We start from the raw sequence: 14,806 nt of genomic DNA, 5'->3' as shown, positions 1-14,806 counted from the left end.
CGTCGAACCTTCGCCTCGTCGTTGATCGAACGGCTGTACATAAATGAGTGTCGTGCCGGGCTATTCCGGCCCGTATTGCCAGCGATACCAGGCCATGCCCCAGTACTCGTGCAGTGCGAGCCAGCTGGCCCAGACCGCACTGGCCTGCGGGCGAAAGCCCTCCAGGGACCAGCCGTTATCTCGCGGCACATAGGCACCGGTCGGGGCCGGGATAATCTCCAGGCCCGCGCGCTCGAATGACCAAGTGGCGCGCGGCATGTGATGGGCATGGCTCACGAGTGCCACGCGCTCGATCCCCTCTGCATGCAGCTGCTCGGCGGAGTGCCGGGCATTGCCCCAGGTGTCGCGCGCATTGGGTTCCCGCAGGATCGGGTGGACGCCATATTCCTTCAGTACCTCTGCCATGTAGTCGGCTTCTGGAACTCGCTCCTCGGGGCCCCCGCCCGAAACCATCACGGGCAGCCCGGTGCGGTGGTGCAGGTACGCCGCGTAACGCAGGCGCACCAGTGCCAGGTCGTGGACGGTCTCGCCCGAGAACTCTTCGGCTCCACTGCGATACCCGGCCCCCAGCACCACAATCGCTTGTGCGTCCGCCAGCTGGTTGTCGTCCGGCGGCGCAAACCCCTCCTGCAAGGGCTTCATGAGGGCGTAACTAAATACAGGAGTAGATAAGGAATAGCTCAATAGAAGGCCGATTACCAACAGCACTTTTCCAACATTTGTTCGGTAAATAATCCACCCGACAATGGCAAGTATGAGAGGACCGGAAGGAGGCAGAAGAAGCCAATTGGCTAGCAGACGCAGAGGGATGGGGTCCAACGTTTTTCCCCGGTAGTAGACGCAAAATCAAGGACCCTATTTTGGGCCCACCAACGGGATTTGAAAGGACCAAATAAACCGAACGGAAAACACCCCATCGTCAGTCTAAAGACTGATGGTCTGGGCCGGGGGCCACGTCTAACATCGATTATCCAGGGGAATAGCCAATACTAACTAAGTGCTTGCTATTGCCCGCACCGTTTCGAGGCTAAACGGAGACGGGTCCGGGCACGATCAGGGCCGGGTCCGGGTTTCGCCGGACAATGAAGTCGGCGGTGTCAAATTGGACTGACTCAAGGAAGCGGAAGCGTTTCCTTACACGCCCAAAGGGGAGACAAGCGATGACCGTCAAGACCAGCCCACAAAGTGCTTTTATTGTTCTCATTTTGTCCCTGGCATTCGTCCTGGTGACGACCAGCGCCTGCACCACCACGCCCTATCCGGATGCCCCCTCGACCGTGGAAAAAACGGTGGTGGACCAGTACATCATCGGTCCCGGAGACACGCTGAATATCGCGGTCCGCAACAACCCGGATCTGTCCACCGCAGTGGCGGTGCGGCCGGATGGCCAGATCACCACGCCGCTGGTGGAAGACGTGCAGGCCAGCGGCAGAACCCCCAGTGAGCTGGCGCGGGACATGGAAGACAAGCTCTCCGACTTCCTCCGCGACCCGATCGTGACGGTGATGGTGACCAGTTTTGCTGGCCCCTATGCCCGCCAGGTGCGCGTGATCGGCCAGGCGGCCGAGCCTCAGGCGCTGCAGTACCGCGAAGAGATGACCGTGATGGATGTGATGATCGCGGTCGGCGGGATTACCGATTTCGCGGCCGGCAATCGCGCCGTGCTGGTGCGCAACGAAAACGGCGAACGCCAGCAGTACCGCGTCCGCCTGAACGACCTGATCTACGGGGGCGACATCTCGGCCAACGTGGACATGTTGCCGGGCGACATCCTGATCATCCCGGAACGCCGCTTCTGACCGGTGCGGGCACGGCAAGGCCTCTTGCCGCGCCCGCAGGTTACAAGCCGAGCGGACAACCCGGTTTCGGGAAAGAAACAGGCATCGATCGCCTCCCCGGCTCTGGGGGAGGTGACCGGGGGGTATCTTGAGCATGCGCATACTTGGACATTACGTATCGCGACGGATCCTGGCGCTGGTGGGGCTGGAGCTGGTTGCGATCTACATCGCGCTCTACCTGACGCTCGCCCTGTTCGCCCTGTCGCTGGGCCCGGTCGCCCCCTGGATGCCGGAACTCCTGATCGCCGTGGCGGTGGTGCTGTTCGCGGTGATGCTGGTGGGGCTTTACGAGCAGGAGTGCCTGGCAAGGTTCAGCCTGCGATCCGCTGTGGTGCGCCTGGGCGGGGCTCTGGTCCTGGCGGGTGGCGCGCTGGCGATCTACGGGTTGCTCACGGCCAGCAGCGTACTGACACCGACGATCGTGGGCAGTGGCGCGGTGATCCTGCTGGCAAGCCTGACGGCCGAGCGCAGCCTCTTTCGCGGGCTGTCGGAGACCGATGCCTTCAAGCGGCGCATCCTGGTCCTGGGCACGGGCAGCCGTGCGCGCTCACTGGAGGTACGCCATGCCGGACCCGACGGGGGCGATGCCACCTATCAGGTCGTCGGCTATGTGGCGACCGAGCGCGAGACCGATCGGCTGGTGGACCAGCAACGACTCCGGGTGCTGGACGACAAGACCAGCCTGCTGGATGTGGCGCGCTCGCTGCGGGTGGAGGAAATCGTGGTGGGCATGCGCGAGCGCCGCGAGAACCTGCCGATCAACCAGCTGCTGGAATGCAAGCTCAACGGCATCCGCATCACGGACCTGTCGACTTTCTTCGAGCGCGAGGACCGCCAGCTCCAGCTGGACGGGATCAACACCAGCTGGCTGGTGTTTGGCGGGGGCTTCCGCCAGCACCGCGCACGCGCCCTGGTCAAGCGCAGCTTCGATCTGCTGGCGAGCACGGCCCTGCTGGTGGCGACCCTGCCGGTAATGCTGCTGACCGCGATCGCCATCAAGCTCGACAGCCCGGGGCCGGTGCTCTACTGGCAGACCCGGGTCGGCCAGGGCAACACGCCGTTCGAGATCTGCAAGTTCCGCAGCATGCGCATGGATGCCGAAGGGGACGGCGTGGCCCGCTGGGCCAGCGGTGACGACGACCGCATCACGCGCGTGGGCCGGGTAATCCGCAAGCTACGCATCGACGAGCTGCCGCAGATCATCAACGTGTTTCAGGGGCGCATGTCGTTCGTGGGGCCGCGCCCGGAGCGCCCGGTGTTCGTGGAGCAGCTCAGCGAGCAGATCCCGTATTTCCTCGCGCGCCACAGCATCCGCCCCGGTATCACCGGGTGGGCGCAGGTGCGCTACGCCTACGGCGCATCGGTCGAGGATGCCCGGCAGAAGCTCCAGTACGACCTGTACTACGTCAAGAACCACAGCCTGTTCATGGATCTGATGATCCTGTTCGAGACGGTCCGCGTCGTCCTGTTTGGCCGCGGGGCCCGCTGAGCCATGAATCTCGCCGCGCCCAGCTATCTCCTGGCCGCCCTCGCCTTTCTCGTCCTGGTGGTGCTGGCCCTGTGGACCTGGCGGCAGCGCCCGGGGAGCCTGTGGGTCGCGGGCGCGGCGCTGCTGTCGGTGATCTGGGCGCTGCACATGGCGCTCGTGGCGCACGAGATCGGCGAGGCACCGGTCTCCGGCGGGGCCTTCGAGGTGCTGCGCAACGCCGGGTGGTTCGCGGTCCTGTTCGCCCTGCTCGCCCGTCGCGGCGAGCCGAGCACGCGCCCACCCGCACCCTTGCGCACGGCGATGATCGTCACCGCCGCGCTGATGTTCGGCGTGTTCGCTGCCCTGGCACTGCCGCTCCCGATAACCTATGGCGCCTGGGTGGGCACTGCGATGCTGGGCATGGCGGTGCTGGGCCTGGTGCTGGTCGAGCAGGTCTTTCGCAATACGCCCCTGCAGCGGCGCTGGGAGATCAAGTTCCTGAGCCTGGGCCTCGGGGCGATGTTCGCCTTCGACCTCTTCCTGTTTGCCGATCTCGTACTGTTCGGGGCGATCAACAGCCCGGCCTGGCAGGCCCGCGGCCTGGTCAATGCGCTCATCGTGCCATTGCTCGCGATCTCGCTGGCCCGCCGGCCGCTGCAGGCCCGCGAGGCCCCGGTGGTCTCGCGCCACCTGCTGTTTCACACCGCGGCGCTGATCGGCGCCGGGCTTTATCTGTTCGCCATCGGGGCCGCCGGGTACTACCTGCGGCATGTCGGGGGCGATCTGGGTGCCTTCCTGCAGGTAGTGTTTCTGTTCGGCGCGGCGTTGCTGCTGGCCGTCATCGTCGCCTCGGGCAGTCTGCGGTCGCGTCTGCGCGTCTTCCTGGCCAAGCACTTCTTTCGCTACTCGTTCGATTACCGCCAGGAGTGGCTGCGGTTTACCGGAACGCTCTCGGCCGAGGATGACGAGATCCCGTTCCGCCAACGCGCCATCCAGGCGATCGGCGAACTGGTGGACAGCCCTGGGGGGCTGCTGTGGGTGCGCGACCGCAACGGCCCCTACGCCCTGGAGGGGGTACTGAACCTGGGCGATCCGAGTTATCCCCCGGAGGAGCCCGACGGGGCACTGGTGGAGTTCGTCGCGCGCACCGGCTGGGTGATCGACCTCAACGAATACCGCCGAGACCCCGAGCTGTATCAGGGCCTGCAACTGCCCGAATGGCTGGCGCAGAACACGCGCCTGTGGGTGGTGGTGCCGCTGCTCAAGGGCGAGCGTCTGCAGGGGTTCGTCGTGCTCGCCCAGCCCCGCGCGCCGCGCAAGATCGACTGGGAGGAACGCGACCTCCTGAAGACCGCCGGGCGCCAGCTCGCGGTGTATGTCGCGCTGGTGCAGACCGACGAGGCCCTGCTGGAGGCCCGCCAGTTCGAGGCCTTTCACCGACTGGCGGCGTTTCTGGTGCACGACCTCAAGAACGTCTCGGCCCAGCTGTCCCTGGTGTGCTCCAACGCGGAGCGTCACCTGTCCAACCCGGACTTTGTCCGCGATGCCCTGAACACGGTGAGCAATGCCCGCGACCGGCTGGAGCGGACCCTGGCCCAGTTGCGCCACGCCCAGGCCACGCCCGACACACCGAACCGCATCATCCCGCTGGATCGGCTTCTCGCCGAGGTCTCCGAGGCCAGCAGCCACCGCTCGCCCCTGCCGCGGCTCGACCTGCGCGAACCCGCGGCCGTCATCGGGGACCAGGAGGGACTTAAAAATGTACTACTCAATCTTGTAAGAAATGCTCAAGAAGCTACGCCGGATGACGGCTCAATCAATCTCAATCTTTACACCGAAGGGGGTTGGGCTATTGTTCAAATTGAAGACACGGGGAGCGGTATGGAGCCGGCTTTTCTAAAAAATCGGCTCTTCAAGCCCTTTCAAACCACCAAGGGAAATGCAGGGATGGGGATTGGTTTATATGAGGCGCGGGATCGAGTTTTGCGCATGGGAGGACGCATCACCGTCGACAGCGAGGCCGGCGTCGGAACGATCTTTACCCTGAAGCTCCCCTTGCAGATGGCACCGGCCATGGCTGAACCGTCATGAAGGCCGCAGGTGATTGCGAGGGTTCCATGCTGAAGCTTCTCATCGTCGAAGACGATCAGGGTCTGCGCAACCAGCTGAGCTGGTGTTTTGAGGGATACGAGATCCTGGAGGCCGAGGACCGCGAAAGCGCCATGTCCAGGATGCGGCGCCATCAGCCGGAGCTGGTGACACTGGACCTGGGCCTTCCGCCAGACCCGGCCAATGCTTCCGAGGGCCTGGCCCTGCTGCAGGACATCCTGGCGATGGACCCGGAGACCAAGGTCATCGTTGTCACCGGGAATGACGATCGCGAGAACGCGCTCAAGGCCGTGGCCCTGGGCGCCTACGACTACTACATCAAGCCGGTCGAATCCGACCTGCTGCGGATGATCGTCGATCGCGCTGCCCACCTGTACGGCCTCGAGGCGGAGAACCGCAAGCTGGCGCGCAAGCCCGGGGCGTCCCTGAGCGGGGTCATCACCGCCGACCCGGGAATGCTGGATGTCTGCCGGGTAGTCGAGCGTGTCGCACCTTCGGACGCCACCGTGCTGCTGCTGGGCGAGAGTGGCACCGGGAAGGAGGTGCTGGCACGCGCGCTGCACGACCTGAGCGGGCGCGCGGATGAACGCTTCGTGGCGATCAACTGCGCGGCGATCCCGGAGAACCTGCTGGAAAGCGAACTGTTCGGGTACGAGAAAGGCGCCTTTACCGGGGCCACACGGCAGACCATCGGGCGCATCGAACACGCCAACAACGGGACCCTGTTCCTGGACGAGATTGGTGACCTGCCGCACAGCCTGCAGGCCAAGCTGCTGCGCTTTTTGCAGGAGCGCAAGATCGAACGCCTCGGCGGTCGCAGCGAGATCCCGGTCAACGTGCGCATCATCGGCGCCACGAACCAGGACCTGAAGGCGCTGATCCAGCAGGGCGAGTTCCGCGAAGACCTGTATTACCGCATCAGCGAGATCTCGGTCTCGATTCCTCCCCTGCGCGAGCGCAAGGGGGATGCAACGCTGATCGCGCACTACCTGCTCGACCGCTTCACCCAGGATCAGCGGCGGCCGCGCCGCGGCTTTACCCAGGACGCCACCCACGCGATCGAGTCCTACGACTGGCCGGGCAACGTGCGCGAGATGGAAAACCTGATCCGCCGCGCCGTGATCATGGCCGACAGCCAGTTGATTACCGCAAAGGACCTGGGCCTGGAGCCGCCCGAGGGCGAGGCCCCGGCGGTACGACTACGCGATATCCGCGACAGCGCAGAACACGAGGCCATCCTGAAGGCGATGGCCCGCAGCAAGAACAACATTGCCCAGGCCGCCGACCAGCTCGGAATCACACGGCCGACGCTCTACAGCCTGCTCGACAAATTTGGCCTGAGGTAAACCCGCCATGAAGACTCCCCGTTCTGTATCCCGTGTGGTGGGCGCGCCCCGCCGCACCCTCCCGCGCCTGGCTCCGTTGCTGATGGCGCTGACCCTGGTCGGTTGCGATGCCCTGGGCACCCCGACCGAGGCCGAGCACCGCGAACGTGCCGAGCGCCACATGGAAGCAGGCGAATATGCCGCGGCCACCATCGAGTATCGCAACGTGCTGCAGCGCAATCCGGACCCCGAGGTGCGCGGCCGCCTGGGCCTCGCCTATCTGCGCGACCAGCAGCCGGAACCGGCCGTGCGCCACCTGCAACGAGCCCTGGAGACGGGCGCGGACCCGAACGAGTACGCCCTGCCCCTGGCGCGGCTGCTGTTCATGCTGGGTGGCAGTGGGGCAATCGCCGAGATCCCCGAGGCCGATGGCCTGGAAGGCGAGGATGCCGCGCGCCTGCTGGCCTATCGGTCGCTGGCGGCCTATCAGGCGGGAGACACCACTGCCGGATCGGATTATCTTGAGGCCGCCCGCGAGGCGCATGACGATCTGGTCGAGATTCATCTGGCGCGCGCCTACAAGGCGATGTCCGATGGCGACGCCGAGCAGGCCATGAAGATGACCGATGCGGCCCTGGAAAAGGACGCCGAATTTTCGCCTGCCTGGTCCCTCAAGGGAGACCTGGAACGGGTGCAGGGCGACCCCGAGGCTGCACTCAAGGCCTTTAGCCGCGCCGTCGAGTTGCGCCCGGATGCGATCGCCGAACGCCTGAAGCGCGGGCTGATGCACGTCGAACTGGGGCAGTTCGACGAGGCCCGGGCCGATGGCAAATTCCTCAAGGATGGCGCACCCAACCACGCCGGCGGCCACTTCCTGATGGGGCTGATCGAGTTCGAGACGGGCGAACCCCTGCAGGCTCGCCCCCACCTGGAAGAGGCGCTGGCGGCCTCGGCCAACTACCGCCTCGCGATGCCCTATCTGGCGGCCATCCAGCTGGAAGAAGGCAACTGGTCCCAGGCGGAACGCCTGCTGGAGCGCCACCATGCGCTGGGCCCGGCCAACGCGATGAGCTATCGGCTGCTGGCCCAGCTGCGCATTGAACAGGGCCGCACCCAGGATGCTCGACGGATCCTGGCCGAGGCACTGAGCGAGCGGCCCGACCTGATCGAAGCCCTGGGCGATCAGCTGGCCGCGCTCTATATCGGCGAGGGCGACACTGAAAGCGGGATCGAGGTCCTGCGCGAGGCCCTGGCCAACCGCGCGGACCGCCCGGAACTGCAGGAGATGCTGGGGATTGCCCTGGTGCGGCACGGCGACCACGAGCAAGGCATGGCGCTGCTGCACCGAGTCGCCAGCGAAAGCGCGGATGTACGCCTGGCCGACTACTCGGTGGCCCTGGCGCATATCCGGGATGGGCAGTACGAGCAGGCCCTGGAGGCCACCCAGCGTCTGCGCGACAAGGACCCGGAAAACCCGCAGGGCTTCAACCTGATGGGCGCCGCCCTGCTGGGGATGGGCGAAACCCACGAGGCCCGCCTGATCTATCAGGAAGGACTGTCGCTCCATCCGGACAACAGCACCCTGGCCCTGAACCTGAGCTCGCTCGAGGTCCGCCAGGGCAACCTGGAGACGGCCCGCGAGATCCTCGAGGACCTGCAGGAACGCGACCCCGGGCATCCCACCTCGGCGATTCGGCTGGCGACACTGCATTTCCAGCAGGGGGAGATGGAGGCCGGCAAGCGCTGGCTGCAGGACGCAATCGAGGCGCACCGGGATCGGATCGAGCCCTACCTGATGCTGGCACGCGCCCAGAACCAGCAGGAGGATCACGCCGCCGCCCGATCGACCCTGGAAAAAGCCCGCGAACATCACCCCAACGACACCCGAGTGCTGGGCCTGCTGGTCGATCAGCAGGAGCGCGAGGGGGACTTCGCGGGCGCGGCACAGACGCTTGGGCACCTGGCCGTACTGCGGCCGGATGCCGCGGAGCTGCGCTTCCGGCAGGCGCGCAATCTCGCCGCGCTGGGCGAGACCGAGCAGGCCGTCACGGCCCTGCGCGAGACGCTGTCGATCGACTCCAGCCACATGAGCGCGCGCATGGTGCTGACCCGCCACCTGAGTCTGGCCGGCGAGGTCGACGAGGCGCGTCAGGTCTTCGAGCCTGTTGCGGAGCGGGCCCCGGAGGCGGCGCAGGTGATCGCGCAACAGGCCTGGTTCGACGCACAAGCCGGCGAGCTCGACAAGGCGATCGAGGGCTACGAACGCGCCCTTGAGCGTGAGTCCCGACGCGACTGGCTGGTGGAGAAATACCAGGTTCAGCAGCGGGCCGGCCATTCCGACGCGGCCCTGGAGACGCTGCAGGGCTGGCTGCAGGAGCACCCCGATGATCTCGCCTCGCGCCACCTGCTCGGCTCGGCGCAGATCAACGCCGGCCACGAGGCCGAAGCCCTGGAAACCTACGAAACCGTGCTGGAACAGCGGCCCAACGATGTCATCGCGCTGAACAATGCGGCATGGCTGGCCCGCGAGACCGACAACCCCCGCGCCCGCGAGTATGCCCAGCGGGCTGTCGAACTGGCCCCGGATCAGCCCGCGATTCTCGACACCCTGGGCGTGGTCTTGCTGGAGGGCGGCGACACCGAGAGCGCCCTGGAGACCCTGCAGCGGGCCTACCGGATGAGCCCGCAGGCACCGGATATCGGGTTCCATCTGGCACAGGCCTACCAGGCCAGCGGCGAAACCGAACAGGCGCGCGCCCTGCTGACGGAGCTGCTGGAGGCCCACGAAGATTTCCCGGAACGCGAACGGGCGCAGTCGCTTCACGAGTCGCTGTAAAACCGGAAAAGCGAGAAAGACGCGCCGAGCAGAAGCCCACGTCCGCGTGGGCTTCTGCTTTTCCGGCCAGCGTCGAAACTGGCGCCAGGACTACTGCGATTTCTTCAACAGCAGGTTGTAGCAATTGCCCGAGATCGAGGAGTCGACCACCTGGAATCCGGCGCTGGTGAAGCGACTCAGGATATCGCGGGCCTCGTACGGGGTATGCAGGATGCCTTTGCGCATGCCCCAGCGGTTGATGCGTTCGGCAATCAATTTGAGTGGCTGCGGCGTGCGCGGATACAGCAGGACGTTCGCGGCCAGGGTGCCCCCCGGCTTGAGCACCCGAAAGGCCTCGTGGATGGCGCCGTCCACATCCGGAAAGCAGTGTACCGAGTTGGCGATGTTGGCCGTATCGAACTCGCCGTCGGCGAACGGCAGCTCCGCGGCGTCGGCGTGTTTGACAGTCACGTGCTCGTCCTTTGCGAAGCGGTGGCGCGCGCCCGCCAGCATGGATTCGGCGTAATCCACGCCAACGATTTCGCTCTCCGGCAGTTTGCGCCGGCGCCGCCACTTGATCGCCATCTCCAGCAACGTCCCCGTACCGCAGCCGATCTCCAGATGCCGGGCCCCCATGTTGCGGCCAAAAAACCGGATCTGGGCGCCCAGGGTGCTGTTGTAGGCAAAGGTCAGGATGAAAAACCCCCGCGCGTCGTACCACCAGGGTGGCGACTTGTAGGCCTCGGCAATCTCGTCGCGGGTCTTGGCACGCTTGGACATGTGGCATCTCCTTCACGGAAAGAACGGCCGAGCCCCCAACTCCGCCGTCCGTTTTTTTTACAAAGCCCTTTTCCAGGACCAAGGAAAAACAAAACAAACGCCTTGAAAATCCGATAGTTAGCACTTTTGGCACGCAGCCTGCTTTACTTCACTCGCAAGACAGGACGACTAGCAAATTGAAGTGGAAGTAAGCGTTAACCCAAACAAATTGATGCTAACTGGTGGAGGATTACAACATGGAAAGGTTCAAGCAAACAGCGCTGGGGGCGGTACTGGCAGTGGCCAGTCTGGGGCTTGCGAGCACCGCACATGCCGGCGTCTTCACGATTGATGATTCGCAGCTCGATCTCTCGACGATCGCGGTCGGCGAACGTCAGGTTGACCGTATTACCGGCGGGTATGAGGAGCTGCTGACCCTCGATACCGACGGTTCCTTCGACGCGGCGGCCTACTGGAACGTAGGTCAGTACTTCCTTGGGGGTACAAGCGTCAGCAATCGTCTGGGCGCCGGCGGGGACGACGGTGATCTGTTCTATGGCCTGTATGCCGTGTTCGAGTCCTCCGGGACTTTCGACGCGGGTTCGGGCGAGTTCACCGGCACCACCGGCTCGATCGCGCTCTACCTGGATCCGAATCTGGATACCACCTTCGGGTTTAACTCGGGCGATGCGGCCGACGGTGTGGCCCTTGGCGGCACGGGTGATGACATCCTCGTAGGCTGGTCCGACATCTTCGAGCGGGGCGCGGGTCGCTTTGAACCCGGCTCGGACGATATCGGCAGCTTCGCGCTCATCTTCAACGAGTGGATGCTGACGGATGAAGGCAAGCAATTCTTCACCAGTCCGGACCCGTTCTACATGAATGTCCGAGTATCGGGTCAGTTCGACTTTATCGAGGGTTTCGAGGAAGTCGATCAGCGCACTACCTTTGATGTGGTCGGCTCGGCCGACGCCCGGTGGTTCGGGGTACCCGAGCCGGGCATGCTGCTTCTGCTGGGAACCGGGCTGGTAATGCTCGGCTTCGTCGCCACGCGACGCCGCCGCCGCGAGACTGGCCTGGCTGCCTAGCAGCCCTTGTGGTTGGGCCTTCTGCTCCCCCCTGGGTGGAAAGCCTCTCCCGGCCCCTCGTCTTCGGACGAGGGGTTTTTTTATGTCCGAACATACGAAACGCGAGGCTGGATGGCTGCTGTTCAGACCTGGGCCCGGAGACGTGCGAGTCGACGTCGTCCGATCGCCAGCAGCAGGCGCTGCAGGGGATTGCGGTTGCCACCGGGGCGCCAGGTGCGGGCGAGGCGCTGGCGATAGGCATCGAAGTGAACGCCGCGCGGGGCCCAGACGACACGGCCACGTCCCAGCAGGATCTTCAGGGCCTCGGTACCCATGACCCCGGCGCACAGCTCGCAGGCCATCACGGTGGACGGGCCATGCTGCGCCCTCAGGTCGACGGCGGCAGGATCGGCCAGATAGCCCATCTGCATCATCGACGGGGCCAGGCCCATCATGAAACGCAGCGCCAGCTCCTCGTCGGGCAATCCATCGCGCAGGTCGAAGTAGTCATCGAACGACAGACCACCCGGGCGGAAATTGAGCAATGCGGCCCCCATGCCGAGCGGGGCCACGGTGATCGCCGGGATCCCCCGCTCCGCGCAAGCGGCGAAGACCTCGCGGCGGACCTGAAACACGAAAAAGTCGAGCCCGTCGACGTAGAGGTCCACACCCTGCAGGAAGGCCTCCAGATTGTGCTGGTACACCCCCTCCGGGAATGTGGTGATCTCGAGCTCCGGATTGATGTCCAGCGCCATCTCGCGCAGGACCTCGACCTTGGGTCGGCCCAAACGGGACATGCCGGCCCCCGCCTGGCGGTTCATGTTGTGCAGCTCGAAGCAGTCGAAATCCGCGATATGAAAGCGCCCCACCCCCAGGCGGGCGAGCGTCAGCAGATGGCTCCCGCCGACACCCCCAAGACCGGCGATCGCCACCCGCGCACCGCGCAGGCGTTCCATCTCCGGCCAGGTCACCCAGCCATGGGTGCGCCGGAACGCCGCGTGATAGTCGAATTCAGGCATCAGGCCGCGCTGGCAATCGCGTCCCAGAGAGAGTCGGAGGGATGGGGGTCGGAGAGATTGGCATAGGAGTGTGCATACAGCTGGCTCAGCGACGGTGAACGGTGAATCCCGGCCAGGGCTGTAAGCAGACTAATATGAAACGGCGCGCGGCGACCATGGTAGTTCTGAAGCGTGCCGATCTGCTTCACCTTCAGGCCGTGGCGACGCAGGATGCGCGCCAGAGACGGCTCCATCATGGCGAAGGCATGCGAGCGGCCCTCGATCTCCATCATGGCGACCGCACTCATGAACAGACTCAACGCCAGCAGCGGGAAGGTACGCGCCTGTTCCAGAGGCACATTCAGCAGATGAAGGTCCCCGACAGGAGTGACCGACTCCCCCAGACGTCGCCGGAACAGGCCATTGACGGCCAGTCGGGAGACCTCGCAGATCGCGTCCCGCTCCAGCCGGTCCGGGCGAAATTCGGTCTCGTAAAAGCAGTTATCGCAGTGGCGCTCCATCGGGAGTTCGTGGATCTTCTGACGCGCGTCAACATGCACGACCCGGACGCAGCCCGCGTGGGTACCGCTCACCACATGCTCCAGCAGGCAATGCGTGGACTGGGCGTCATATTCGTCGATCTCGCGCTCGCCCGGGCAGCTCTCCGGAGACTCGTAACGAAACTCTCGGCAGTAGACCTCGTAGCGCAGTCGGTACACCGCCTCCAGCTGCTCCTTGTCCGGCTTCACCAGAGAAAAATAGCGGCAGAATGCCGTGATGAGCGGGTCATCCTGCACAGGGCACTTCCATAGCCCTTGGGGCGTGATACACACGCGGGCGCCAGCAACGCTTGTACCCCGGCGCCGCGCGGTACGGGAGCGGTGGGTGTCCGGCCAGTTGCGCATAGTGGGGGCGCACCGGTGCGTCGCCCAGCCCCAGCCGGCGGCGCCAGGCGGACAGCGCCACGCCGGACTCGGCAGTCAATGCACGAAACGGCAGCCGCAGCCCCCGGTGATCACAGGCCTCGCCACACAGCTCGATGGGGATATGGTGGCGCTGGAGCAGACGCGCGAGGGCTGGTCGAATCATGAACAGCAGAAAGTCATACCCGTGGTCTTCGGCATAGGCCTGGGCGGCCTGGCAAAGGTGATACAGCAAACGCGGCGATCCGCGTTCCGGTGAACCACGAGCAATCAGACGGGAAACCTCGAGCACCCGCGGGGACTCGACCCTGGGCGTCGCGAAGGCATCCTCAAACAGATGCCCGGCGGCCATGGTCGGGAGGAGACCCGCCTCCGGCCGGATCAGACGCATGGCGCCAACCCAGTGCCCGCCGTCGTACAGCCCGCCCATCCGCACCAGAAAATGAGCGGCGTGCTCGTCGTGGATGTCGCGCTCGAAACCTTCCGGGTAACGCTCGGCCGCTTCGAAACCAGTCTCCAGACAGTACACCGCGTAGCGCATCCGATAGTGGATGCGACGCGCCCGGGCGCCCGTGGCGAGATACACCTGATAGGACGGGGAGTGCCCATCCGGCAGGCAACGATCTGAGGTGGGGCGTCCCGGTTCGACGCCAGCATGGGTATACAAACGTTCGTCCTCCATTGCGTAATTCAATACGGATTTCCCCGGCCAGAGGCGCATGCCTTCAAGCCGTCGTGTCGATGCGTTGACCCGGACCATTGCGCCTGAGAAAACGCAGGCCCAGACCCACTCGGCGATCGGATACCACGACGGCATCGAAGGTCCCGGCGGTCGGGAGCATTAGCTGCAAGGCGGTATCCGGCGGCAAATACGGGTACTGCCCGACCAGTGCAATCCGCGCGCCACCCCGCGAAAGATCCATCAGGCGGCACTTGCGCCACTCCTTTCGGATGCCGATCTCGGTCAGCAGGTTGACCGCATACCGAGGCCAGCAGCGCTGCTCGGGCCGGCCGGGTGTCTTGCGGCCGTAGCGCCAGGCGAATGCGGCCGACCAGTGCCTCGGGTTCGGCGAACAGGCGTAGAGATCGGCCTGAGCCGGATCCGTAATCGGGGGTTCCCCGAGTCGGTCGATTACGGCCTCCACCAGCTGTCCGGCCCAGGACTCGTACTCTTCGTCACTGGCACTGAACCGATGGAGCTGTCGGTAGATGTCGTTCATCAGCGCGAGGCGCTCGCTCCAGTTCCGCTTGAGCATGGCGGGATGCCAGAACTCCGCCAGATTCTGCGCGAGACTTCTCTGGCCCAGATCGTCGTGCATTTGAGAATCCCTCCCAACCGCCAGGCCACCCCCCTGCCGCAGCCGTTTCGAGCCTAATCGAACAAAGCCCAGCAAACTGCGTACCAGTTAACGTAAACCCCTGATCCGTTATAAAACCGCGAAAATTTATTAGAAAACTCAGCTTCAAAATTTTTTCAGGTGTAAACATTCTCGACACGTGTAGA

Annotated in this window: 12 protein-coding genes; 6 read left to right on the top strand and 6 right to left on the bottom strand. The window is 64.8% G+C overall.

The features are described 5' to 3' along the window. Nucleotides 1-60 precede the first annotated feature (60 nt). On the bottom strand, nucleotides 61-642 hold the full coding sequence (locus G015_RS0102745; protein WP_028490881.1) for a YdcF family protein: 582 nt from the start codon (nucleotides 640-642) through the stop codon (nucleotides 61-63). A gap of 518 nt (nucleotides 643-1,160) precedes the next feature. On the opposite strand from G015_RS0102745, the gene G015_RS0102740 reads away from it, so the two are divergent. The 5 genes from G015_RS0102740 to prsT all read left to right on the top strand — a co-directional run bounded on the left by G015_RS0102740 (nucleotide 1,161) and on the right by prsT (nucleotide 9,576). Further along, a complete protein-coding gene (locus G015_RS0102740; RefSeq protein ID WP_012983857.1) occupies nucleotides 1,161-1,799 on the top strand; it encodes an XrtA/PEP-CTERM system exopolysaccharide export protein in 639 nt (212 codons plus the stop codon). Between the two features lie 133 nt (nucleotides 1,800-1,932). Further along, nucleotides 1,933-3,327, top strand: a complete 1,395-nt coding sequence (locus tag G015_RS0102735; protein WP_012983858.1) for a TIGR03013 family XrtA/PEP-CTERM system glycosyltransferase — start codon at nucleotides 1,933-1,935, stop codon at nucleotides 3,325-3,327. A 3-nt stretch (nucleotides 3,328-3,330) separates the two neighbouring features. Further along, a complete protein-coding gene (gene prsK / locus G015_RS0102730; RefSeq protein WP_020146124.1) occupies nucleotides 3,331-5,397 on the top strand; it encodes an XrtA/PEP-CTERM system histidine kinase PrsK in 2,067 nt (688 codons plus the stop codon). 26 nt (nucleotides 5,398-5,423) lie between these two features. Next, nucleotides 5,424-6,761: a PEP-CTERM-box response regulator transcription factor gene (prsR, locus tag G015_RS0102725; RefSeq protein WP_018174994.1), complete on the top strand. Its 1,338-nt coding sequence runs from the start codon at nucleotides 5,424-5,426 to the stop codon at nucleotides 6,759-6,761. Nucleotides 6,762-6,795: 34 nt separating this feature from the next. Then, nucleotides 6,796-9,576 (top strand): XrtA/PEP-CTERM system TPR-repeat protein PrsT, encoded by a 2,781-nt coding sequence (gene prsT / locus G015_RS0102720; protein ID WP_020146123.1) that lies wholly within the window; start codon nucleotides 6,796-6,798, stop codon nucleotides 9,574-9,576. 90 nt (nucleotides 9,577-9,666) lie between these two features. Here prsT and G015_RS0102715 read toward each other — a convergent pair whose 3' ends face one another. Then, nucleotides 9,667-10,335, bottom strand: coding sequence for a class I SAM-dependent methyltransferase (locus G015_RS0102715; RefSeq protein ID WP_018174996.1), 669 nt, complete (start codon nucleotides 10,333-10,335; stop codon nucleotides 9,667-9,669). 236 nt (nucleotides 10,336-10,571) lie between these two features. Between G015_RS0102715 and pepA the strand changes: the two genes are divergently transcribed. Beyond that, the gene (pepA, locus tag G015_RS0102710) at nucleotides 10,572-11,402 is read left to right on the top strand and encodes a flocculation-associated PEP-CTERM protein PepA (protein ID WP_019592349.1); all 831 of its coding nucleotides are present in this window, start codon (nucleotides 10,572-10,574) and stop codon (nucleotides 11,400-11,402) included. 122 nt (nucleotides 11,403-11,524) lie between these two features. Here the strand turns inward: pepA and G015_RS0102705 are convergent, their stop codons facing one another. Genes G015_RS0102705 through G015_RS0102690 form a run of 4 tightly spaced genes read right to left on the bottom strand, consistent with a single transcriptional unit; the run spans nucleotide 11,525 to nucleotide 14,621 of the window. Further along, nucleotides 11,525-12,400: a ThiF family adenylyltransferase gene (locus tag G015_RS0102705; protein WP_018174998.1), complete on the bottom strand. Its 876-nt coding sequence runs from the start codon at nucleotides 12,398-12,400 to the stop codon at nucleotides 11,525-11,527. Continuing rightward, nucleotides 12,400-13,176 (bottom strand): PEP-CTERM/exosortase system-associated acyltransferase, encoded by a 777-nt coding sequence (locus tag G015_RS0102700; RefSeq protein ID WP_018994385.1) that lies wholly within the window; start codon nucleotides 13,174-13,176, stop codon nucleotides 12,400-12,402. Before G015_RS0102700 ends, G015_RS0102705 begins: the two co-directional genes overlap by 1 nt. After that, entirely contained in the window at nucleotides 13,166-13,984 is an 819-nt protein-coding gene (locus G015_RS0102695) for an acyl-homoserine-lactone synthase (protein WP_018994386.1), read from the bottom strand. The genes G015_RS0102700 and G015_RS0102695 overlap by 11 nt, the downstream gene beginning before the upstream one ends. A gap of 43 nt (nucleotides 13,985-14,027) precedes the next feature. Next, entirely contained in the window at nucleotides 14,028-14,621 is a 594-nt protein-coding gene (locus G015_RS0102690) for a PilZ domain-containing protein (protein ID WP_018139497.1), read from the bottom strand. Nucleotides 14,622-14,806 lie beyond the last annotated feature (185 nt).

The sequence above is a fragment of the Thioalkalivibrio sp. ALJ15 genome (assembly GCF_000383695.1).
Taxonomy (GTDB): domain Bacteria; phylum Pseudomonadota; class Gammaproteobacteria; order Ectothiorhodospirales; family Ectothiorhodospiraceae; genus Thioalkalivibrio.
Note: the sequence above shows the minus strand (reverse complement) of the source record. Positions and strands in the feature narration are given on the sequence as shown.

What these genes read in the sequence shown, in the direction of transcription:
- G015_RS0102745 (WP_028490881.1), bottom strand. Translation starts at nt 642, where the DNA reads ATGAAGCCCTTGCAGGAGGGGTTTGCGCCGCCGGACGACAACCAGCTG.
- G015_RS0102740 (WP_012983857.1), top strand. Translation starts at nt 1,161, where the DNA reads ATGACCGTCAAGACCAGCCCACAAAGTGCTTTTATTGTTCTCATTTTG.
- G015_RS0102735 (WP_012983858.1), top strand. Translation starts at nt 1,933, where the DNA reads ATGCGCATACTTGGACATTACGTATCGCGACGGATCCTGGCGCTGGTG.
- prsK (WP_020146124.1), top strand. Translation starts at nt 3,331, where the DNA reads ATGAATCTCGCCGCGCCCAGCTATCTCCTGGCCGCCCTCGCCTTTCTC.
- prsR (WP_018174994.1), top strand. Translation starts at nt 5,424, where the DNA reads ATGCTGAAGCTTCTCATCGTCGAAGACGATCAGGGTCTGCGCAACCAG.
- G015_RS0102715 (WP_018174996.1), bottom strand. Translation starts at nt 10,335, where the DNA reads ATGTCCAAGCGTGCCAAGACCCGCGACGAGATTGCCGAGGCCTACAAG.
- pepA (WP_019592349.1), top strand. Translation starts at nt 10,572, where the DNA reads ATGGAAAGGTTCAAGCAAACAGCGCTGGGGGCGGTACTGGCAGTGGCC.
- G015_RS0102705 (WP_018174998.1), bottom strand. Translation starts at nt 12,400, where the DNA reads ATGCCTGAATTCGACTATCACGCGGCGTTCCGGCGCACCCATGGCTGG.
- G015_RS0102695 (WP_018994386.1), bottom strand. Translation starts at nt 13,984, where the DNA reads ATGGAGGACGAACGTTTGTATACCCATGCTGGCGTCGAACCGGGACGC.
- G015_RS0102690 (WP_018139497.1), bottom strand. Translation starts at nt 14,621, where the DNA reads ATGCACGACGATCTGGGCCAGAGAAGTCTCGCGCAGAATCTGGCGGAG.